We start from the raw sequence: 21,244 nt of genomic DNA, 5'->3' as shown, positions 1-21,244 counted from the left end.
CGCCGCCTGCGCGGCCCGCCCTCTCGACGGGGAAGAAACTACCAACAGATGATCAGAAACCGAAATCACCGGATCGGGCCGGGAACAGCCGGCCCGGACGCGGCCCGCCCCGGAGGTGGAGCCGGCGGAGGAAGGCGAGCACCCCGGGGGTGCCGACGGCCCAGGCACGGGACTCCGCGCCGGGGTCGCCGCCGGGCAGCAGCGGGCGGCCCGGGGGCCCGCCGGCCCGGGCCAGGATCAGGCCCGCGACCTCCTCGGCGGCCCGCCAGTGGCGTTCCTCCCCGGTGGCCGCGGCCAGGTCGGCCAGCAGCTCGCCGACGCCCGCGAGGCCGCAGCACTGGCCGGTCATGCCCATCCTCGGCGCGAGCGCGCGGCAGGCGGCCGCCGCCTCGGCGGCGCGGGCGAGCAGCGCCGGTTCGCGGTACTGGCGGGCGGCCTGGACGAGGACGCCGCCGATGCCGGCGAGCCCGCGGCACCAGGAGCCGTAGCGCCGGGTCGCCCCGGGGGCGCGGGCGGCCGCCGCGAGCCGGGGGACGTCCGCGGCGAGGCCGTCGACCAGGCGCCGGGCGGCCTCCGGGTGGCCGCCGGGCAGGGCGAGGAGGAAGTGCGCCAGACCGGCCCGGCCGTGGGCGAACCCCTCCACGAGCGCCGCCGTCGCCGGGTTGGGGTCCTCCCGGGGGTCGGTGGGGCGGCCGTCGGTCAGCCGCCGGGCGCACTCGGCGGCGACCACCAGGTGCTGTGCGGCCTCCTGCGGGCGGCCGTCGGCGCGGGCCGAGCGGGCCAGCAGGAGCCGCGCGGTGCCGATCCCGGCGGCGCCGGAGATCTGGTCGGCCGGGAGGTCCTCGCCGGGCACCCCGCCCTCGGCGGCGGGCCGTTCGGTGCCGAGCAGACGGGCCGCGTGCGCGAGGAACAGGTCGACGCCGGCCCGGCCGTCGTACAGTCCCGGGCCGAGGCGGTCGAGGGCCGGGTGGGCGGCGGTCCACCGGGCGAGCGCGGCGGCCGCCGCGCGGACCTCCGGCCGGTCGGGGTGCTGGAGCAGCTCCAGGCCGAGGCCGGCGGCGCCGTCGTAGAACGACAGCAGGGTGCGCGGCTGCCCGCCCCGGGGATCGGTCTCGACCAGCTCGTGGGCCATCCGGACGCAGCGGCCGAGGGTGTGCCGGACGGTCTCGGCGAGCAGGTCGCCGGTCACCGCCGTCGGCCTCCGGGACGGTCCGGCGGGGCGGATGGGGGCGTCGTCCCGCAGCCGGGCGGCGGCCGAGGCCCGCTCCCCGGCGTCGGGGCCCAGCAGCCCGGCCACCACCGTCACCACGGCGTCCGCCATCGTGCCCGGCGCCGCGCCCGGCGCCGCCGCGGGTCCGTACGCGGGCAGCGCGCCGGCCAGGCAGGCGAGGGTGCGTTCGCGGTTGACGGCCGGGTCGGGGTCGATCACCACCGGGTCGAGCCCGGTGGCGGCCCAGTGCAGGGTGGCGCCGAGCGCGTAGTAGTCGTCGGCGGGCCGCGCCGTGCCCGCGCCCGCGCCCGCGCCGGGCAGGCCGTAGCCCCGGGTGGCGCCCTCGGGCCGTTCGCCGGCGAGGGAGCTGACGCCGAAGTCGACCAGCGAGCAGCCGACCGGGCCGTCGAGCACCACATTGGCCGGTTTGAGGTCGCACACCACCACGCCCCGCGCGTGCACCGCGTCCAGGACGGTCAGCAGGCCGCGCGCCAGCGCCCACCAGTCCCGGCCGTCCGTGCCGCCGGCCGGGTGGTACGGGCCCGCGGCGAGGACGTCGCGGCGCAGGTCACGAGGCCCGCGGGTGGTGCTCACCAGGTACTCGTCCTCGCCGTGCCGGAAGTAGTCGACCAGCTGCGGCACCCCGGGCACCCCGTCGAGCGCGGCCAGCACCCGCCGTTCGTGCCGGAGCCGGCCGCGCGCGTCGGTGCCGGACGCGTCCTCGGCGACGAAGGCGCGGGCCTGCTTCACCACCACCGCCCGCCCGGTGGCGAGTTCGACGGCGCGGTAGACGTGCCCGTTCGGCGAGCGGGTGATCCCGGCGGTGATCCGGTAGCGGCCGTCGCCGACCCGGGTGCTCGCCTCCGGCCGCGCGGCGCGGGCGGCGAACGGGTCCGCCGCCCACGGCGGTTGGCGGTAGGCCTCGCCGGCCAGTCCGGGGAAGGCCTCCCCGTCGGGGCCGGTCATCACGAGGTCCGGGTCCTCGTCGGTGACCCGGAAGGGCCCGTAGCGGTAGTAGACCGGGGCGTCCGCCCGCAGCCGCCGGTCGCTGACCACCCGGGGGCCGGGGCGGCCCGCCAGCACCTCGGCCAGCTCGGCCGCCAGCGCCTCGATCCCGCCCGGCGCCGGGTAGACCGTCACCGCCTTGCCGACGGCCGCGGCGCCGCGAAGCCCGGAGTTGAGCCGCCCCAGAACGGCGGCGTCGGCGGCGAACTTGGCGTCGCAGCGGTGGCGGAGCAGGACGGGGAGCACCAGGTCGACCAGGTCCGCCAGGTGCTCGGGCCGGCCGGAGAGGTGGAGCTTCCAGCCGTGGGCGAGGGCGGGCATCCGCGGGTCGTGCAGGTACAGCCAGCCGTCGCCGGCGTGCAGGCGGCGCTGTGCGCCGGCCGCTGTCGCTTTGCCCAGGTGGGCCGCGATCCGTGCCCGCAGCTCCCCGGCCGCCCCGCCACCGGACCCGCCCGCTGCCACCATCGTCGAGCCCCCTCGCGTGATCCGAACCGCGTGCCCCGAACCCCGTGCCCCGTTCCGCGTGCCCCGTTCCGCGTGCCCCGTTCCGCGTGCCCCGTTCCGCGTGCCCCGTTCCGCGTGCCCCGCCGCCGGTTCCCCCGGCCCGGCAGCGGTGTGACCGCCGCGCGGTCGCCCGCCCGGCGGTCACCGTCCTACGCGGCGCGCTCGGGGGTCAGTAGTCGAGCCCGCACTCGAAACGGGTGGGGACGTAGGTGACCCACGGGTCGGCGAGACACGCCACCGGGGCGAGGTCCGCGTCGAACTCGTCCTCGAAGGCGATGGTCTCCTCGTCGATGTCGAGCAGACCGGCGTCGCGGATCTCCAGAAGCTGTGCGGTCATGAGGGGCTCCTCCCGTAGAGGGTCGGTGGATACCTGTTCGACGGCATGCTCATGCTAGCCACCTCCACGCGTTCACCACAGGGGCGCGACATCAACACATGCGCGACACCTGGATCCGGTCCGCGGCTTGACGATGTGTGACATGGCACCGAACGGCTGACCGGCGGACGGCGCGGTGCTACGGTCGGGCCCATGTCCAAGACCGAGATCGACCGGCTGACCGCCGAGTTCTTCGACGCGTTCGACAACCGCGGCGGCGAGGGCGCCGACGTGGCCCGGATCCGGCGGCTGATGCTCCCGCAGGGAGTGATCGTCAGCACCTCCCCGACGTTCACGGTCTACTCCGTCGAGGAGTTCGTCGAGCCCCGCGAGCGGCTGCTGAACGACGGCCGGCTGGTGGGCTTCGCGGAGTGGGAGACCTCCGAACGCACCGAGATCGCGGGGGACGTCGCCTCGCGCATCGGCGAGTACCGCAAGTCCGGCACCCTGGACGGCGAGCCGTACGAGGGCGGCGGGACCAAGACCTTCCAGTTCGTCCGCACCCCCGAGGGCTGGCGGATCGCCGCCTTCTCCTGGCACGACCCCGCCTGAGCCCGGGCCCCGACCACCGGGCGGGCCGGCGCCGCACCCGCACCGCCGTCGGCCCGGCCCGGCTGCGGGCACCGGTCGGTGACGTGGCAGCATCCCGGATGTGGTGATCTACGACGAACGACTCTCCGTCCCGCTGCGCTGGTGGCTGGCGGCCCTGGCGGCCGCCGCCGCGCTCACGGCCGCGCTGCTCCCGCTCGGCCCGCTGACCGCGCTCGCCGGCGGCGCCCTGCTGCTCGCGGTCGTCGCCCCGGCGCTGAACGGGTACGGCGCGGTCCGGATCAGGGTCTGCGACGGCGTCCTGGTGGCCGGACCGGTCGTGCTGCGCGGCGAGCACACCGGGGCCGTCGAGGTGCTCGACGAGGACGGCGCCTTCGCCTGGCGCACCCGGCTGGCCGGTCCCAGGGCCCGCCTGCTGATCCGCGGTTACCTCCCGCGCGCGGTCCGCGTCGAGGTCGCCGAACCCTCCCTGCTCTGCCCCTACGTCTACCTCTCCACCCGCCGTCCGGAGGCCCTCGCCGCCGCCCTGGCCGAGGCCCGCGACCACTGCGCTCCCCGGGCCGTCAGCGGCCGCTGACCCGTTCCGGGGTGTGGCCGGGGTGTCCCGGCGGGCGGGGGCGCCGCATACTGCCGGTGGCACCGCCCGGGACGGGTGGGGCGCACGACGTACCCGGGGGAGAGTTTCATGACGCACGAGAGCGCCGACCGCGCCGCCGCACCCGTCCTCGGCACCGTGGGCGCCGCCGCCCGGGTCGGCTGGGGCGTGCTCGGCGTCGTCCTGCTGGTCTGGACGGTCTTCGAGGTGGCGAAGCACACCGGCCTCACCGTGCCGCTCGCGGTGCTGGGCCTGCTCGTTCCGTGGCTCGCCGTACGCGCCCCGACCGCCCCGGGGGAGGCGGCCGCGTCGGGCGCCGCAGCCGTCGGCCGGGCGCTGCTGCGCGTCCGGATACCGCTCGCCGTGATGGTGGTCTGCTCGCTCGTCCCCGGTCCCGCCGACAGCACCGCCGCGCCGTTCACCTTCGGCATGGCCTGGCTGACCCACCTCGCGCTGCGCCGGGCCCTGGGCCGCGACCCGCGCTGACCCCCCCCGTCCGGCCCGGCCACCGTCTCCTCCGGGGCGCCCGGGGCGCACTGACCCGGCTTCCGCGGTCAGACCACGCAGAACTCGTTTCCTTCCGGATCAGCCATCACCACATGATCGGGCCTGCCCTGCAGGCCCTCCTCACGAACCACCGTCGCCCCTGCGGCGGTCAGCCGCTCCACCGCCTCGACCACGCGCGGCCATCGCACCTCCCAGGCCGTTTCACGGCCGCCACCGACCTGTACGTCCAGGTGCACCCGGTTCTTCACCGTCTTCGGCTCCGGCACCTTCAGGAAGGACAGGCCGGGGCCCGCCCCCTCGGGATCGCAGAGGTACGCGCCCTCGTCCCACTCGTCCTCCGGGATCCCGTGATGAGAGAACCATTCCTCCCAACTGCCGAACCCTGCGGGTGCGGGCCTCTCCGCATAGCCCAGCGCCAGTGCCCAGAACCCGGCCAGCTTCGCCGGGTGCGCGCAGTCGATCGTCAAGCTCCACCTGGTCGCCATGCGGCCCTCCTCGGTCGGATGCGGCGACGGTACCGCGCACCGCCGACAGCACGGTCGGCGAGCCTTTCCCACCGCTTGAGCCGGAACCCGACCCGCCCTGTCGAACGCACGGGCGGCGTGCCTCCTCGGCCGTCCGTCTGTTCGGTCGGGCCGCCGGAAACAGAAGCTGTGATGTGATGGGCCGATGATCGACGATAGATTCGCCGCGGAGTGCCTGGGCCCGGTGGAGGAGGCCGTCCGACGGGCGGCGGCCGCCGAGATCATGCCGCGCTTCCGCGCGCTGACCGCCGACCAGGTGGCCGAGAAGAGCGGCCCGCACGACCTGGTGACGGTCGCCGACCGGGGCGCCGAGGCGCACCTGACGGCCGCTCTCACGGCGCTGCTCCCCGGCTCGGTCGTGGTGGGGGAGGAAGCCGTCGCCGCCGACCCCGGCCTGTACGCGGCACTGGCCGGCGACCGCCCGGTCTGGATCGTCGACCCGATCGACGGCACCCGCACCTTCGTCCGCGGCGACGAGGGCTTCTGCACCCTGGTCGCCCTCGCCCACCGCGGCGAGCTGCTGGCCTCCTGGACGTACGCCCCGGCCCACGACCGCATGGCGACTGCCCTGCGCGGCGGCGGCGCCCACCTGGACGGCACCGCCCTGCGGGCCGGCTCGCCGGCCGCCGGCGCACCGCTGGAGATCGCCGCCTCGTACCCCTTCCACACCACCCCCGAGGCGAAGCGCGCGCTGCTCCGCCTGCGCACCGAGGGCGTCCGGGCCCGCCCGTGCGCGGGCTCGGCGGGGCTGGAGTACCTGGAGATCGCCCGCGGCGCCCTCGACGCCACCGTGTTCGCCTGGGAGAACGCCTGGGACCACGCGGCGGGCCTGCTCCTGGTCGCCGAGGCGGGCGGCGCCCACACCACGCTCTCCGGCACCCCCTTCCACCTCGCCGGCGGCAACACCCTGCCGTTCGTGACGGCCCGCGACACGGAAACCGTCACCCGGATCCGCCACCTCCTCCTCGGGGACCACCCCACCCCGTAACCGCCCACCGCCGCCCCCCTCCGGCCCGGCTGCCCCCGACGACATCCACCCCCGACCGTCCACCGCGCCGCCCACCGGTGAGGCCGGCGCCCGGGCGCGCGGGCCCGGGTGGCATCGCCGGATGCGGGGTAGCCGTGGAGTCGGCCCGTCATCACACGGGACCAGTTCCCCGGCCGGCAGGGCCGGGCGGGATCGCTCCAGGGCCCCTGACGGGACAGGTGAGGCGTGGGGGCGGCCTTGCCGTCTCGCTTCGGTGGGTGGCCGGCTAGCGGCGTCGCCCCCCGGGGGGTGTTTGGCGTGACGGCTCGGCGGGGCGGCCGTGTCCGTTCGTGTCCGGTGGGTGGGTTGTGGAGTTGGCCCGTCATCACGCGAGATCGGCGTCCGGGCGGGCGCGGCCGGGTGGCATCGCGCTCTCCGGTGCGGTTCCCGCGATCGTGCGAGTCGCGTCGCCGGGTACCGCACAGGCGGCGGGGCATGCGGTGGCGGTCGCCGGGGCGTCGTCGAGAGGCCCTGGACGGCTGCTACCGATCACGGGGTTCCGGCCGGTGGTGATCGGGGGCTCGCGCGGTCCGGCCGGCGGGTCGCTGGTCGGCGCGGGGCCCGGGCGTTCGGGGAACGCGCGTCAGTCATGCTCGCCCGGTTGCTCCCGACGCGCGAGCGGCCGGTGGGCCTGTGCGCCGGCGGATGGCGGCCGGCCGCCAGGGTCGCTGGGCGGTCCACGTCGTCGGGGACGGCCCGGCCGCACCCGACCGGCCCCCGGTCGGGTGCGGCCGGGGCGGTCAGCCGCCGACGTGGTCGCGGACGGCGTCGGGGAGGCGCCGGCCGGTGACGGAGCGCCAGGCGCGTTCGACGGCGCGGGGGCCGAGGTCACGGGCGAGGAGGCCGAGGTTGACCACGCTCGGCCAGGTCAGGGGGTGCGGGAACTCCTCGTAGCAGGTGATGCTGCGGACCAGCCACTCCATCGCCTCGCGCGGGCGCCCCTGCTCGGCGGCGAACAGGCCGAACTGGCCGAAGGTCCGCGCCAGTCCCGGGGTGTCGCCGATCCGGTGCGAGACGTCCAGGGCCTTGCGGTACCGGGCCTCGGCGTCGGCCGCCCGGCCGCCGGTCTGGGCGGCCAGGCCGAGCTGGTGGTAGCCGACCGAGACGCCGGCCTGGTCGCCCAGCTCCTCCCGGACCTCCAGCGCCCGGGCGTACCAGCCCTCCGCCCCGGCCAGGTCGCCGCGGTGGGCGGCGACGACGCCGAGCTGGTGCTGGCTGGCGGCCGCACCGGGCCGGTCGCCGAGGTCCTGGCGGATCCCCAGCGCCCTGCGGTGCCAGGACTCGGCCTGCTCGAACCTCTCCTGGGCCGCCGCCAGCACGCCGAGCTGGTGGCAGCTGCGGGCGGTGTCCGGCAGGCTGCCCGCCTCCTCGGCGAGGGCCAGGGCCTCCGTGCACCACTTCTCGGCCGCGGCGAGGCGGCCCAGTTCGGCGGCGACGGCGGCCAGCCGGTGGTGGAGGTCCGTGACGAGGGGGAGGTCGGTGGGCCGGTCGGCGGCGGCCAGGGCGCGCCCGAACCACAGGTAGGCCTCCTCGAAGCGGCCCTGTTCCTGGGCCAGCACGCCGAGCTGGTGCCGGCAGGCCGCCGCCCGCTGCGACTCGCCCAGGCGCTCGAAGGCGTCGAGGGCCTGCCGGGTGCGCCGTTCGGCGTCGGCGGGCCGGCCGAGGCGGTGGGCGATCACTCCGAGCTGGTGGTGGCCGAGCGCGACGCCGTCGGCGTCGTCGAGCTGTTCCAGCACGGCGAGCGAGCGCAGGTACCACTGCTCGGCGTCGTCGAACTCGCCGCGGTCCACGGCGATCCGGCCGAGCTGCTGGTAGCCGTCCGCGAGGTCGTCGAGCTGGTCGGGGTCCGGCGGCCGCCGGTCGACGGCCTGGTGGATCTCCCGGAAGGCGCGTTCGGCCTCCTCCGTCCGGCCGGCCCGGACCAGGCGCCGGGCGTCGGCGCCGACGACGGACAGCCAGAGCGCGCCGGCCGGGGTGTCGGCCGGCGGAGGGCCGTCGGGGCCCGTCTCCAGGGCGCTGCGCACCAGGTCGGTCCAGCCGCGTGCCTCGGCGTCCAGCCCGTGGGCGCTCCAGTAGGCGGGCAGCGGCCGGACGAGTGCCCGGGCCTGCAGCCACCGGCCGTCCCCGACGGCCCGGCCGAGCAGGGCGCCGATGGTCCGCCGCTGGAGGTCGAGCGCGGTCAGGGCGAACGCGCTGCTCCCGCCCAGCAGTTCACGGCTGAGCAGCAGGCAGAAGTTGACCTGGGCGCCGAGCAGGGCCTGCTCCGCGGCCGCGTGCTGCTCGGCGAACGCGGGCTCCGCGGCGCGCCACCGGGCGGTGAGGACGGCCGCGACCGCCGGGTGGACGCCGAAGGCGGTGCCGTGCGAGCCGGTGAGCAGGCCGAGCCCGGCCGCTCGTTCCAGCAGCCGCTGCCAGTCCTCGGTGCCGCGGTTCCGGAAGCGTTCGGGCGCGAGCGGCTGGCGGGAGAGCAGTGCGAGGACCGTGGCGTCGGCGGTCCCGTGGCAGAGCGTGACGGCCGCCAGAGCCTGCCGGTCGGCGGCGGGGAGCCGGTCCAGGGCGTAGGCGGCGCACACGGCGAGCGCGGCGTCCCCGGCCTCCCGCTCCTCGACTGCCTCCCGCTCCCCGGCCTCCCGCTCCTCGCCCGGCGGGCCCCCGGCCGAGGAGGCCGAGGCGGCCACGGCGCGCGCCAGGGTGTCCAGGGTGTGCCAGGGCTCGTGGCTTCCGAGCGAGGACAGGACGAGCCGCATGCGCAGCGGGTGCCCGTCCAGCCACTCCAGCAGCTGGCCGAAGACCCGCAGCCCGCGTTTGCGGACGGTGTCGGGGTCGTCGGCGAGCAGGTGGTCGGCGTACCCGACGGCCTCGTCCGGCTCCAGGCCCGGCACCTCGATCCGCAGCGGTCCGGGGCCCAGCCAGTCCTCCGGGGTCCGGCTGGTGAGGACGACCGTGCCGCGTCCGCGCCGGGCCGCGCGTTCGAGGAAGGCCTTGAGCTCGGCGCGGTCCTCCTCGCTCGGGGCCGGCGCGCCGCCGGCCGGGTCGTGCCGCGCGTGCAGCGCCTCGACGCCGTCCCAGATCAGCAGCACGTCGCCGGTGTCGAGTGCCTCCTCGACGGCCTTCCGGCGTTCGGCCGGTGCCAGCGGGTCGAACTCCTCGGGGGTGAACAGCCGGCGGCCGATCCGGTCGATCACCCCGGCCAGGCCGAACGACGCGACCCCCGGGGCGAAGGAGTGCAGGAGCACCGCCTCCGGCCCGTCCACCGCGCCGGTGTCCCGGCACCAGCGGCCGAAGGCCTTCGCCAGTTCCGTCTTCCCGATGCCGGCGGGGCCGTGGAGGACGATCACGCGGTGGCGCCGGGCCGCCGCGTCCAGCCGCAGCAGCAGGCCGTCGCGTCCGGTGAACTCCCCGACGGCGGCGAGGCCCTCCGCGTGGTCCGGGGCGGACCCGGGTGCGGCGGTGCCGGGTCCGGGCACGTCGCCGGACAGCACGGGCTGCGGCCCGGCCCCTTCGGCCCGTGGCCCGGGGAAGACCACCTCGCTCCGGCGGTGGAGGGCCGGGACCGTCCAGTCGGCCAGCGGCAGCGGGCCCCTGGGGGAGGGGCGCCGGTCCTGTTCGGCGAGGTGCCGGCGGCCGTCCGCGACCGCCCGGGTGAGCGGGACGCCGGACGCCAGCCGGGTGTGGACGGCCGTCAGGAACTCGGCGGTGGCCGTCGCGTCGAGGCCGTACGGCAGCGCGAGCACCGCGGCGGCGCCCTCCTGGAGCAGCCGGCCGGCCGCGGCGGCCTCGGACTGCCCGGCCGGGCTGCCCGACCGCCGGGTGCCCAGGACCACCAGCGGGACGTCGGCGGAGGCCAGCAGCCGGGCGACGCGCCGGACCGGCACCGGCTCGGTGCCCCCGCCCGCGCTCTCGAACGTCAGCGCGCCGTCGGCCTCGGACCACGTCCCGGCGTCGGACCGTTCCCCGGACCGTTCCCCGGATCGCGCTCCGGCCCGTGCCGCGGCCTCGGAGCCGGGGAGGACGCCGGCGCCGTCGAAGTGCACGATCCGGAACGGCCGGCCCTCCTCACGGGCCGCCCGCAGCGTCTCGCCGAGCCCGGCGAGGGTCGGCGGGCGCAGCACCCGGAGCTCGACCGCGCCGCCCGGCGCCCCGAGCCGCCGCAGCAGGGGGACGGTGGTGGCCCCGGGGTCGCCGGGGCCGTCCGGCCGGGTGACCACCAACAGCACCCGAAGGAGTGAACCGCCCGCGACGGTGACCGTGTCGCGGGGGTCGGCCGCCGCAGGGCTCCGGGTGACCGTCATGTCGCCGGGGGCAGGGGGGAACGGGCGGTCCGGGTCCGCCATCAGCTCCCAGGGCAGGGCGAGCAGCGGTGCGGAGTCCGAGCGCAGCACGACCTCCAGCGCGGCGCCGCGGGCCCGGGCCCGCGCCCGGCTCCGCAGATAGGCGTCCCGGCCGGGGCCGCTCCCGAACAGCGCGGAGAACATCCGGGCGCCCCAGCCGGGGAGCTGACGGGCGGTGTGCGGGCCCCGCTCGCCGTAGGCCCCGAACGGCGTCCGGAGGTAGTCCTCCAGGTACCAGCGCAGGCCCTCCAGGGCCGGGTCGCCCAGGGGTCGGTGCAGCCATCCGGCGTCGACGGCGGGCGCCGGGACCTCGTCGCCCGGCGGCCACTCCGTCACGGACATCCGGCCGTCGGCGTGGAGATCCAGCACCAGACGTTCGACCACAATCGCCCCCAGCGAGTGCTTGGCGGCCGGTCGGCCGTTCCGCTGCGGAGCACAGGGTAGCGGCGTCGCCACGGGCAACGGACGCCCGGGTGCGAAGTCGCGGTAACGATCCGTCAAAGGCTCGCGGACCGGGGAGCGAAACGGAAGGGGCAGCCGGCCTGCCCCAAGGGGCAGACCGAACGTTCCGTCGGTCCTCGTCCGCCCCCGCCCGGCCCGTCGGGCGGAACGCCCCGTTCACCTTCTCGCCACCGGCGGACCCTGCCGTTGACCAGCGCTGTCGCGCTCGCGTCAAGGGTGTCCGGGCCGGCCGAGGGGGCGCCAAACCTTCCGGGCCGGTGATCCCGTGGGTGAGCTGCGTCACTTGACCGTGTTTTCGGGCTGGGATTCACTTTTTCCCGGCGGCGGAAAGCGAAGTGCGGAATTCCGTCGGGCCCACCCCGGAGTCCGCGGTTCGCGGGCCGTCCGCCGAAAAGTGGTTCGTCATCGTTCCCCGTTCAGATGGAGGTGCTGTCATGAAGCTCGTTCACTTCGTGAAGAAGGTCATGCCGGAGAAGAGCCTGAAGGCCTACGCCTGGTACGGCTGGATCTAATTCCCGGCGGTTCTTCCGCTGTCGGACGCGTGCCCGGCGAGTGCCACCCGCACTCGCCGGGCACGGGCCGCTCACCGCGAGCCGGCCGCCCACAGCCGCTCACCCTTGGAGTCACGGATGGCTATGTCCAGCACCGGCCGGAGCGCCCGCGTCACCCTCTTCGCGCCGCGGATCGAGGAGCTCCTGCGCAGGTACCGAGGTCAGGACCTGTTCCGCCTGGAGGCGGACACCGTCGGGGTCGCCGGCGTCGACCTCATGGACGGGCTGCTGCGCAGCAGGCCGGCCAACGCGGAGGAGCGCCCGACCTTCAAACCCGTGCAGGGGCGGCAGGTCACCCGGGCCGACGCGGCCGCGCTCATGCAGGCCGTCTCCGCCGACGTCCGGGCCGCGCTGAAGAAGCCGCCGGGCGAGCGGACGGACCTCTCCGGGAAATGGCCGCACACCCCGCACGTCTATCTCCGGGACCTCGTCTTCGGGCGGGAGAGTTTCCGGTTCCGGGTCCTCGTCGACCGTCGCCTGGAACTCACCCCGAAATTGACCTGGATGGCCGTCGCGGCCGGAACGGCGATGCTCGGAAAACCGGGCACCGAAATCCCGCTGTCGAATCTGGCGGCCCGGGTGCTGGACGCCGAGACGTACGACGACCGTCGCTACGCGATGTACCTCTACCGGCGGGTGGCGGCACCGATCTGCTTCACCGTGGCCGCACTGGTGACCAACGCGGTCTGGCTGGGGGCACCCTTCGACGACGACGTGCCCAACCGGGACGTGCTGCTGGAGGCGCTGCGGCTGCTGCCGCCCTCCTGGAACATCCTGCGGGTCGCCTCCCCGGAGTTCGGCGAGGTCGACGGCCGGATCGGCGGCCAGGACGACATCCTGATGCTCCCGCTGCTGAGCCACCGCGACCCCCGGCTCTGGGACGACCCGGAGGCCTTCCGCCCGGAGCGCTGGAAGGACCTCGACCCCGACACCCAGCCCGGTTACCTGCCGTTCGGGCACGCCAACGAACGCTGCTGGGGGCGCCACATGGTGATGCCGCTGGCCGAGCGGATCCTCGACGTCGTCCGCCGCGACGGCCTGGTGGTCAGCCCGGAGCAGCGGGTCGGCCGGGTGGAGCTCGACGGCCTGCTGGAGGTCTCGGGCGTGCGCATGGTCCGCCGCTGACGGCCCGTGCGGGCGGCGCGCCGGTGCCCGGCCCGGGCCGACGCCCCGGCGCGACACCCCCGGCCTCGCCCCCGCCCGCGGCGCGCCGGCCCGCGGCGACGACAATGGCGCGGTGAACGACGCGAACGGTACGAGCGGCACGAACAGCACGAACAGCACGCCCGGCACGAACAGCACGCCCGGCATGAACAGCACGCCCGGCACGCCCGGCACGAACGACACCGACGAGGAGCTCCAGGCCCTGGTGCACGACGCCATGGCGGCGGCGGTGCGCTCGCCCCTGCGCGGCCGGGTCGCCGACTACATCCCCGCCCTCGCCGAGGCCGACCCGGCGGCGTTCGGCATGGCGATCGCCACCCTCGACGGCCGGGTCTTCGGCGCGGGGGACTGGCGGCAGCCGTTCTCCGTGCAGTCGGTGTCCAAGCTGTTCACCCTCGCCCTGGCGCTCGCCGAGGGCGGCGACGGCCTGTGGACCGGCGTCGGCCGCGAGCCCTCCGGCAACCCGTTCAACTCGCTCGTCCAGCTGGAGTCCGAGCACGGCATCCCGCGCAACCCCTTCATCAACGCCGGTGCCCTCGTGGTGACCGACCGCCTGCTGGAGCTCACCGGTGACGCGGCCGGCGCCGTCCTTGAGCTCCTGCGCGCGGAGTCCGGCGACCGGGCCGTCGACGTCAACCGCTCGGTGGCCGCCTCCGAGGCCGAGCACGGCCACCGCAACGCCGCCATGGCGCACTTCATGGCCGGCTACGGGAACCTGCGCAATCCGGTCGAGGACGTGCTCGCCCACTACTACGCCCACTGCGCGATCGAGGCCGACTGCCGCGACCTGGCGCTCGCGGGCCTCTTCCTCGCCCGCCACGGCGTGCGCGCCGACGGCTCGCGGCTGCTGACGCGCAGCGAGGCCAAGCGGATCAACGCCGTGCTGCTGACCTGCGGCACCTACGACGCGGCCGGTGAGTTCGCCTACCGGGTGGGCCTGCCCGGCAAGAGCGGCGTGGGCGGCGGCGTGCTCGCCGTCCTGCCCGGCCGGGGCACGGTCTGCACCTGGAGCCCCGGCCTGGACGCGGCCGGCAACTCGGTGCTCGGCGTCGCCGCCCTGGACGCCCTGACGACGGCCACCGGCTGGTCCGTGTTCTGACGGCCGCCGGGCCGCCGGGGCGCCGTCGGAACCCGGACGGCTCCGGCTGGTGACGGACCGGAAGCTGACGGTCACGAAGTTGTTATGCCCTCTTCACCGGGTCGACGACCGGCCGGGTCATGCTCGGCACCGGCGGTGGCCACCGCCGAAGGCGCGCCGGCCAGCAGGCGCACTGACAAGGGACTGACACCGTGACCGTCCGCCGCACCCTCATCGGCACCCTCACCGCCGGGCTGCTCGCCGCGACCGCCGCCGTCCTGCCCGTCGGCAGCAGCGCGCAGGCCGCCGGCAGCGCCCCGGGCGAGCTCCCGTTCGCCGCCACGACCACCGTCGGCCTGCACAACACCTACGACCCGGCCGCCTTCGGCTACCTCGCCCAGGGCCTGGACACCGGCACCGGCATGATCGAGCTGGACGCCTGGCCGAACGTCGTCACCAAGGAGTGGAAGGTCAGCCACTCCAACCCGCTGGGCAACGCCAACAACTGCGTCAGCGCCACCACGGCCGCCCAGCTCTACTCCGGTGGCGGCAACAAGAACCTGGAGACCTGTCTGGACGACGTGCGGATCTGGCTCGGGGCCCACCCCGCCGCCGGTCCGCTGGTGATCAAGCTGGAGCTCAAGCCGGGCTTCTCCGGGAACCTCGGCATGGGCCCCGCCCAGCTCGACGCGCTGATCGCCGCCCACCTCGGCTCCACGGCGCTGCGCCCGGCCGATCTGCTCGCCAAGCCGGGCGGCGGCGCCCACCCGACCCTGGACGACGCCGCCCGGGCCGGCAACTGGCCCACCAGGTCGGCGCTCGCCGGCCGCGCCCTGGTGTACGTCATCCCCGGCACCGTCGAACTGGACAACCCGTTCGACACCCTGCACACCGACGTCGAGTACGGCCGGTACCTGCGCGACCTGGCCGCGGCCGGCCGGATCGGCGAGGCCCGGATGTTCCCGACCGCGCTCGGCGCGGCGGCCGGCGACCCGCGCGCCCGGTACGGCGAGACCTCGATCCGCCCGTGGTTCGTCGTCTTCGACGGCGACGCCGCCACCTATGTGAACGGCATCGACACCACCTGGTACGACACCAACCACTACCTGCTGACGATGACGGACGCCCACAACGTCGCGCCCGCCATCAGCAACACCGACCCCACCGCCGACCAGGCCCGCACCCGCACCGAACAGCTCGCCCGCGCCCACGCGACCATCGTCTCCAGCGACTGGCGCAAGCTCCCCGCCGTCCAGTCGCTCGTCCTCCCGCGCGGCTGACCCCGGCCCACCACCCGCTTTCCCCGGACCCGGGACGCCCGCCCGGGTCCGGGCGGCGTCCCGGCGGCGGGGGTCAGCCCGCCGGGGCGTCCCCGGACCCGGCCAGCGAGGCGACCAGCGAGCGGAACGCCGCCCGGTAGATGCTCGGCGTGGTGCCGGTGTGCCGCTGGAAGTGGTGGCGGAGGTTGGCCGGTGTGCCCAGGCCGGTCCGGGCGGCGATCCGCGCCACCGGCTCGTCCCCGCGCTCCAGCAGCCGCTGCGCCCGCTGGATCCGCACCCGCAGCAGGTACTGCAGGGGCGGCAACCCGGTCTCGGCCCGGAACCGGCGGCTCAGGGCCCGGACGGTGAGGCCGGCGTGGCCGGCGATGTCCTCCAGCGTCAGCGGGCGGTCGAGCCGCGCCTCCAGCCAGCCGAGCGTGGGCCCGAGGCCGTCGCCGACCGGCGAGGCACCGACCGGCCCGCCCGGCGCACCGCTCGGCCCGACCGGCCCGCCCGGTGCCTCGGCGTCCTCCGCGTACAGCTCCAGGAACACCTGCCGCTCCGTCTCGACGGCCACCGCCACCCCGTGGTCCACGGTGATCAGCCGCAGGCAGAGGTCGACCCCGCCCAGGACCCCGGCGGCGGTGTGGAACGGGCCGTCCGCCACCACCGCCCCGTCCGGGTCCACCTCGGTCCGGGGGTGGCGCCGCGCCAGTTCGGCGGCGAGCCCGCGCGCGGTGGAGGCCCGGCGGCCGTCCAGCAGCCCGGTCGCGGCCAGGGTGAACGTCCCGCTGCCGAACGCCCCGATCCGGCAGCCCCGGGCGGCCGCCGCCCGCAGGGCCCCGACCACCTCCGGTGGCGGGTCGCCGGGCCGGACGGCCTGCCCCGGCACCAGCACGGTGTCGGCCTCCGTCAGCTCCGCCAGGCCGTCCAGCCCCCACGGTGCCGCCAGACCGAAGGCCGCGGGTCCGCCGGTCGACCGGAACCCGGGCGCGGCGCAGAGCCGCACCTCGTACGAGACCCGCGGGTGGCAGCGGTCGGCCGTGCCGAAGCAGACGGCCGGCGTCGTGACGTGATGCCCCGGCACCCCGTCGAGCAGCACCACGGCGATCACAGGCATGTCCAGAATTTAGCCCAGGGTGACCTCGCCGCCGCTGTCGGCCCCGGGGCCCGGCGCGAAGGATGGGACGCACCGACGCCGCAGGTCACCGGCCCTCCGGGCGATCGGTTCCCGACACTCCGGCGTGCCCGCGCACGCCCTCGAACGAACGGAGACGCCCATGTTCCGAAACGCCTCCCGGTCCCGCCGCGCGGCCCGCGCCGCCACCGTCGCCCTCGCCGCCGCGGCCTGCGTCGCGACCCTGACCGGACCCGCCGGGGCGATCGTCAACGGCCGGGCGGCCACCGAGCGCTACCCCTTCATGGCCTCGATCCCGATGACCGTGCCCGAGATCGGCTTCGACGACGGCGTGTGCGGCGCGTCCCTGATCCACCCCCGCTGGGTGCTCACCGCCGCCCACTGCGTGGACACCTCGCTGGTGCGCCCCGACGGCATCGTGCGCATCGCCTCCGACCGGCGCACCGGGGGCGGCACCGTGCGCGGCATCGAACGGACCGTCACCCACCCCGGCTACACCCTGGGCGCGGCGGCCGGCGCGAACCGGGACGACCTCGCCCTGGTCCGCCTCGACCGCGCCGCGCCGCAGACCCCGATCCCGATCGCCGACCGGGCCGGCGCCCCGGGGACGCCGACCCGGCTGCTGGGGTTCGGCACCACCGCCGACACCACCGACATCACCCGGGCCGCCTTCGCCGGCCGTCTGCGGCAGCTGGACACCCGCATCGGCGCCGTCGACGAGTGCGCGCCGGGCCGCGCCGGGCTGACCAGGCTCTGCACGGTGAGCCGGGTGCCCGGCGCGATGGCCTGCATCGGTGACTCCGGCGGCCCGCAGATCCAGCGCGGCCGGGGCGGCCGCTGGGAACTGGTCGGCACCACCTCCGGGGACGGCGACAGCGACCCGACCTGCTCCACCGGCCCCGGGCTCTACAGCAGCGTGCCCGCCTACGCGGACTGGATCCGGGCCACGCTGCGGGCCTACGGCGACTGACCCGCCACGGCGACCGACCCTCCACCAGGCCGGCCCGGCGCGTCCCCGTGGGAGTGCGCCGGGCCCCCGCCCCTCCTGCCCCCCCCCCACGCCTCCGCTCCCGACGAGGGCCTACCCTGCCGCCATGCCCGTGATCGCCGTCCTCGCGCTCGACGGCCTGCCCGGCCACCACCTCACCACCCCCGGACTCGTCTTCGGCACCGCCGCCCGTGAGCACCCCGGTGTCGCCTACGACGTCCGGCTCTGCGCGGTCGGCGGGCCCGGCACCGTCCGGCTCGGCCCGCCCGCCCCGGCCGAGGCCGTGCTCCCGTACGGACTCGCCGACGCCGCCGAGGCGGACGTCCTGCTGCTGCCCGCCCACCGCGACGACGGCGCGGACCCGGCGCCGGCGCTGCTCGGCACGCTCCGCGCGGCCGCCGCCCGCGGTGCGCGGATCGGTGCCTCCGGCACCGGGGTCCTCACCCTCGCCGCCACCGGCCTGCTGGACGGCCGGCGTGCGACCACCGCCTGGCGCCACACCGGGGAGCTCGCCCGGCGGCACCCCCGCGTGGCGGTCGACCCCGGCGGCACGCTGGTCGCCGACGGCCCGTTCCGAACCTCCGGCGGGATGTTCGGCGGCCTGGACATCTGCCTCGGCCTGCTGGCGGAGGACCACGGCGAGCGGATCACGGACCGGACCCGCCGGGAGCTGCTCAGCCCCCTGACGGTCCACGCCGAACGGGTGGCCGAGACCATCGACCGCACCCTCGCCGACAGCGGCGGCCTCGACGCGACCCTCCAGTGGCTGGAGACCAGCCTGCACCTGCCGCTCACCCCCGCCCGCATCGCCGCCCACGCCGGCGTCAGCGTCAGCAGCCTCAACCGGCGCTTCCTCGCCCGCACCGGTCTCAGTGCCCCGCGCTACCTGCTCGGCCTGCGCCTCCAGCGGGTCCGCGACCTGCTCGAACGCACCGACGACCCGGTGGAGGCGATCGCCGCCCGGACCGGCTTCGGCTCCTCCGCCACCCTGCGCCCGCACTTCGCCCGCCTCACCGGCACCACCCCGCGCGCCTACCGCGCCCGCCATCGCCGGGGCTGACGCCGCCGGGGCTGACGCCGCCGGGGCTGACGCCGCGCCTCCGCCCGCCGCCCGGTTGCTCCGGGGCCCGGTCGTTGCGTGGCCCCGGGTGCGGCTTCAGACCCCCGTCGTCAGCCCGGCGGAACGCTCGGTGGCATCGGCGGGCCGCGGCTGTCCGTTCCACTCCGAGGCCAGCAGCCCCAGCACGAGCTCGTCCTCGAACGCCCCGTACACCCAGGCGGCCCGGCGCAGCGTTCCCTCCACCACGAACCCGGCCCCCGTCGCGGCCTTGACCATCGGCAGGTTGCCGGCCGCCGTTTCGACCTGCAGCCGGTGCAACCCGCGCACCGTGAAGCCGTAGTGGCAGAGCAGCCGCACGATGTCGCCGGACAGCCCGCGCCCGCGGAACCCCGGCCGCAGCGCCAGGCCGAGGTGGGCGCGCCGCTGGTGGGCGTCGATGCCCCAGAGCAGCGCCTCCCCGGCCAGTTCGCCCGACGGCCGGTCCACCACCGAGAAGCAGGCGGCTTCGTCGTCGCCCGCCCCCACGACGAACGGGGACTGCGGGGAGCCGGGCGGGATCGGCCGCCAGGGGCGGGAGTCGGCCCGGGAACGGGTGGCGACGTCGTCGTAGAGCTCGGAGTGGAGCACCGGGACGTCGTCGTCGTGACGGGCGCGCAGGATGATGCGGGAGCTTTGTAGCATGTCACATTGTTAACAGCGGGCCGGCGGCGCCCGCAATCGGATTTCCGCGCCGCCCGCCCGGGGAATGACGGCGGCGCGGGCGGCCGTTGGCACCGAGGTGACCGCCGCGCCCGCCCTCCGCCTCTCCGTCCTGGACCGCTCCCGCACCCGCCGGGGGGAGGAGCCCGCCCGGGCGCTGCGCGACACCGTCGCCTTCGCGGTGGAGGCCGAACGGCTCGGCTACCACCGGTTCTGGGTCTCCGAGCACCACGGCGTGCCGGGGGTCGCCGGCTCGGCGCCGACGGTGCTGGCCGCCGCCGTGGCCGCCGCGACCTCCCGGATCCGGGTGGGCACCGGCGGGGTGATGCTCCCCAACCACCAGCCTCTGGTGGTCGCCGAGCAGTTCGGCGTCCTCGCGGCACTGTTCCCGGGCCGGATCGACATGGGCCTGGGCCGGTCGGTGGGCTTCACCGACGGCGTGCGCCGGGCGCTCGGGCGGGAGAAGGACGCCGCGGACCGCTTCCCCGGGCAGCTCGCCGAACTGCTCTCCTGGTTCGACCCCGCCGCGCGCGGCCCCGGGGGTGTGCACGCCCGCCCCGCCGAGGGCCTGGACGTCCCCGCGTTCGTGCTGGCCACCGGCGCGGGCGCGGACGTCGCCGCCGAGGCGGGGCTGCCGCTGGTGATCGCGGCGGTGCGCGGCGAGGAGGCGATGCTGGCGGCGATCGACCGCTACCGGGAGCGCTTCCGCCCCTCCGCACGGGCCGAGCGGCCCTATGTGATCGTCTCCGGGACCGTCGCCGTCGCGCCGAGCGAGGAACGGGCCCGGGCGCTGCTCGTCCCGGAGGCCTGGTCGGCCGCCCACAGCCGGACCCACGGGGAGTTCTCCCCGCTCGAACCCGCCGAGGAGATCCTGGCCCGGCCGATGACCCCGCGTGAGCGCGCCGCGTTCGAGCAGGCCCTCACCGGCCACCTCGCGGGCACCCCCGGGCACGCCGTCGCCGAGCTCGCGGCGCTCATGGAGCGCACCGGCGCCGACGAGTTCCTGCTGACCACCAGCACCTACGACCGGACGGAGCTGCTGGACTCCTACCGCCTGCTCGCCGAGGCCGCCGGCCTGCGCTGACACCGGCCCGGCCCGCGGGGGACCCGCACCCGGGCGTCGCGGCCGCGTGGACGCGACTGTCCGGCCCCCCGCCACCGGCGCCCCACGGTGCGCCCGGACGGGCACCCGGCCCGGCACCCCGCGAACCCGCCCGCCGACCCCGCCGCACTGCTCGGGGTGCTGCGCCGGATCCGGCCCGGCGGAGGGGCGGTGACGCCGGCTCGGGCGATCTGGTCCGACCGGAGGGTGACCACCCGCCGGAACGCGGCAGCGGGAACACCGCCCGGGTTGGTCATGGCGACGACGCCCGCCAGGTCGCCGGGGTCCAGGTAAGCCGGCCGGTAGGGCGACGCGGTGCCGGGGCCGCCGGCCGGAGCCTCCCGGACCGCGAGGCCGACGGCGGTGGGCGCGCCCCAGCCCGGGGGCGTGAGCGGCCGGAGGCCGTGGCCGTCCTTCGGATCGCCGTTGTCGCGGAATCCGGAGAACACGGGCCGCGCCTCCTGGTGCGAGCCGAAGGCGAGCCACTGGATCCGGGTGCGGGTGCCGTCGGAGGCGGTCCGCTCCCGGACGGTGGCGGTGCGGCAGGCGTCCTGGAGCAGGAGCGAGCGCAGCCGCGCCGGGTCCTCCTGGTCGTCGGCCCCGCCCACGCAGCCGACCCGCTCGGCGAGGGCGCCGGCCGGGTTCGGACCCGCACCCGGCGTCGGGCGGGCGGCGGGGGTGGGCGCGCCGCCGGCCTCCAGCGGCGCGGGGAGGAGCAGCTGCCGCAGGTCCGCCGCGTGGGTGGCGGCTCCGGTTCTCCGCCGGGGGCCGGTGGCCGTCCGGGTCGAGGCTGGTCGTTTCGCCGGGAAAAATACCCCCACCGGTATAGTGGAGGTGAGGGAGCAACCCTCGCCTTCCCCGGACATGAGGAGTCCCGCGATGTGTCGACGTACGACGTGCCGGAGCTGCGGCAAGGCCACCTACGCGGGGTGCGGCATGCACGTCGACCAGGTGCTGGCCGGCGTGCCCAAGGCCGCCCGCTGCGACTGCGACCGCGAGGCGCAGAAGGGCGGCGGCTTCTTCGCGAAGCTCTTCGGCCGCCGCTGAACCGGCGGACGCACACGCGTCGGGCGGGAGCCGGGCACACCCGGGCCGGCCCCCCCGCGGGGGGGGAT

At 76.8% G+C, this 21,244-nt stretch carries 19 protein-coding genes; 12 read left to right on the top strand and 7 right to left on the bottom strand.

What is annotated here, in order from left to right:
- Window positions 1–52 precede the first annotated feature (52 nt).
- Together lanL and ACFVVL_RS26020 are read right to left on the bottom strand one after the other, a co-directional pair.
- Entirely contained in the window at window positions 53–2,680 is a 2,628-nt protein-coding gene (gene lanL / locus ACFVVL_RS26025) for a class IV lanthionine synthetase LanL (RefSeq protein ID WP_387679178.1), read from the bottom strand.
- A gap of 208 nt (window positions 2,681–2,888) precedes the next feature.
- Window positions 2,889–3,056 (bottom strand): SflA family class IV lanthipeptide, encoded by a 168-nt coding sequence (locus ACFVVL_RS26020; RefSeq protein ID WP_387679175.1) that lies wholly within the window; start codon window positions 3,054–3,056, stop codon window positions 2,889–2,891.
- A gap of 192 nt (window positions 3,057–3,248) precedes the next feature.
- Here ACFVVL_RS26020 and ACFVVL_RS26015 point away from each other — a divergent pair, with 192 nt between their 5' ends.
- The 3 genes from ACFVVL_RS26015 to ACFVVL_RS26005 all read left to right on the top strand — a co-directional run bounded on the left by ACFVVL_RS26015 (window position 3,249) and on the right by ACFVVL_RS26005 (window position 4,725).
- The gene (locus tag ACFVVL_RS26015) at window positions 3,249–3,647 is read left to right on the top strand and encodes a DUF4440 domain-containing protein (protein ID WP_380295599.1); all 399 of its coding nucleotides are present in this window, start codon (window positions 3,249–3,251) and stop codon (window positions 3,645–3,647) included.
- A 100-nt stretch (window positions 3,648–3,747) separates the two neighbouring features.
- Complete coding sequence (locus ACFVVL_RS26010) at window positions 3,748–4,221, top strand: DUF3093 family protein (protein ID WP_380295597.1); 474 nt, start codon at window positions 3,748–3,750, stop codon at window positions 4,219–4,221.
- Between the two features lie 108 nt (window positions 4,222–4,329).
- Window positions 4,330–4,725 carry a hypothetical protein gene (locus ACFVVL_RS26005; protein ID WP_387679171.1) on the top strand — a complete coding sequence of 132 codons (396 nt, stop codon included), beginning with the start codon at window positions 4,330–4,332 and terminating at the stop codon, window positions 4,723–4,725.
- Between the two features lie 68 nt (window positions 4,726–4,793).
- On the opposite strand, the gene ACFVVL_RS26000 is transcribed toward ACFVVL_RS26005, so the two are convergent.
- Window positions 4,794–5,231: a VOC family protein gene (locus tag ACFVVL_RS26000; RefSeq protein ID WP_387679168.1), complete on the bottom strand. Its 438-nt coding sequence runs from the start codon at window positions 5,229–5,231 to the stop codon at window positions 4,794–4,796.
- Window positions 5,232–5,415: 184 nt separating this feature from the next.
- Between ACFVVL_RS26000 and ACFVVL_RS25995 the strand changes: the two genes are divergently transcribed.
- Entirely contained in the window at window positions 5,416–6,258 is an 843-nt protein-coding gene (locus ACFVVL_RS25995; protein ID WP_380295593.1) for an inositol monophosphatase family protein, read from the top strand.
- 779 nt (window positions 6,259–7,037) lie between these two features.
- Here the strand turns inward: ACFVVL_RS25995 and ACFVVL_RS25990 are convergent.
- On the bottom strand, window positions 7,038–10,997 hold the full coding sequence (locus tag ACFVVL_RS25990; protein ID WP_387679165.1) for a tetratricopeptide repeat protein: 3,960 nt from the start codon (window positions 10,995–10,997) through the stop codon (window positions 7,038–7,040).
- A gap of 527 nt (window positions 10,998–11,524) precedes the next feature.
- Here ACFVVL_RS25990 and ACFVVL_RS25985 point away from each other — a divergent pair.
- From ACFVVL_RS25985 to ACFVVL_RS25970, 4 genes are all read left to right on the top strand, one after another.
- A complete protein-coding gene (locus tag ACFVVL_RS25985) occupies window positions 11,525–11,602 on the top strand; it encodes a tryptorubin family RiPP precursor (protein ID WP_350540985.1) in 78 nt (25 codons plus the stop codon).
- A 117-nt stretch (window positions 11,603–11,719) separates the two neighbouring features.
- Window positions 11,720–12,766, top strand: coding sequence for a cytochrome P450 (locus ACFVVL_RS25980; protein ID WP_387679162.1), 1,047 nt, complete (start codon window positions 11,720–11,722; stop codon window positions 12,764–12,766).
- Between the two features lie 112 nt (window positions 12,767–12,878).
- A complete protein-coding gene (locus tag ACFVVL_RS25975; protein WP_387679159.1) occupies window positions 12,879–13,904 on the top strand; it encodes a glutaminase in 1,026 nt (341 codons plus the stop codon).
- Window positions 13,905–14,095: 191 nt separating this feature from the next.
- Entirely contained in the window at window positions 14,096–15,163 is a 1,068-nt protein-coding gene (locus ACFVVL_RS25970; RefSeq protein WP_387679156.1) for a phosphatidylinositol-specific phospholipase C domain-containing protein, read from the top strand.
- Window positions 15,164–15,236: 73 nt separating this feature from the next.
- Here ACFVVL_RS25970 and ACFVVL_RS25965 read toward each other — a convergent pair whose 3' ends face one another.
- Window positions 15,237–16,262 (bottom strand): GlxA family transcriptional regulator, encoded by a 1,026-nt coding sequence (locus tag ACFVVL_RS25965; protein WP_387679154.1) that lies wholly within the window; start codon window positions 16,260–16,262, stop codon window positions 15,237–15,239.
- Window positions 16,263–16,422: 160 nt separating this feature from the next.
- Here ACFVVL_RS25965 and ACFVVL_RS25960 point away from each other — a divergent pair, with 160 nt between their 5' ends.
- Together ACFVVL_RS25960 and ACFVVL_RS25955 are read left to right on the top strand one after the other, a co-directional pair.
- Window positions 16,423–17,250 carry a S1 family peptidase gene (locus ACFVVL_RS25960; protein WP_387679152.1) on the top strand — a complete coding sequence of 276 codons (828 nt, stop codon included), beginning with the start codon at window positions 16,423–16,425 and terminating at the stop codon, window positions 17,248–17,250.
- A gap of 124 nt (window positions 17,251–17,374) precedes the next feature.
- The gene (locus ACFVVL_RS25955) at window positions 17,375–18,328 is read left to right on the top strand and encodes a GlxA family transcriptional regulator (protein WP_387679149.1); all 954 of its coding nucleotides are present in this window, start codon (window positions 17,375–17,377) and stop codon (window positions 18,326–18,328) included.
- Between the two features lie 96 nt (window positions 18,329–18,424).
- Here ACFVVL_RS25955 and ACFVVL_RS25950 read toward each other — a convergent pair whose 3' ends face one another.
- Entirely contained in the window at window positions 18,425–19,009 is a 585-nt protein-coding gene (locus ACFVVL_RS25950) for a GNAT family N-acetyltransferase (RefSeq protein ID WP_380297843.1), read from the bottom strand.
- 64 nt (window positions 19,010–19,073) lie between these two features.
- On the opposite strand from ACFVVL_RS25950, the gene ACFVVL_RS25945 reads away from it, so the two are divergent.
- Window positions 19,074–20,111, top strand: coding sequence for an LLM class flavin-dependent oxidoreductase (locus ACFVVL_RS25945; RefSeq protein WP_387679144.1), 1,038 nt, complete (start codon window positions 19,074–19,076; stop codon window positions 20,109–20,111).
- Here ACFVVL_RS25945 and ACFVVL_RS25940 read toward each other — a convergent pair.
- Complete coding sequence (locus ACFVVL_RS25940) at window positions 20,075–20,995, bottom strand: hypothetical protein (protein ID WP_387679142.1); 921 nt, start codon at window positions 20,993–20,995, stop codon at window positions 20,075–20,077. The genes ACFVVL_RS25945 and ACFVVL_RS25940 overlap by 37 nt on opposite strands.
- A 13-nt stretch (window positions 20,996–21,008) precedes the next feature.
- On the opposite strand from ACFVVL_RS25940, the gene ACFVVL_RS25935 reads away from it, so the two are divergent.
- Window positions 21,009–21,176: a hypothetical protein gene (locus ACFVVL_RS25935; RefSeq protein WP_380297847.1), complete on the top strand. Its 168-nt coding sequence runs from the start codon at window positions 21,009–21,011 to the stop codon at window positions 21,174–21,176.
- Window positions 21,177–21,244 lie beyond the last annotated feature (68 nt).

The organism is Kitasatospora sp. NPDC058115 (assembly GCF_042884635.1).
In the GTDB taxonomy this organism is placed as follows: Bacteria; Actinomycetota; Actinomycetes; order Streptomycetales; family Streptomycetaceae; genus Kitasatospora.
Note: the sequence above shows the minus strand (reverse complement) of the source record. Positions and strands in the feature narration are given on the sequence as shown.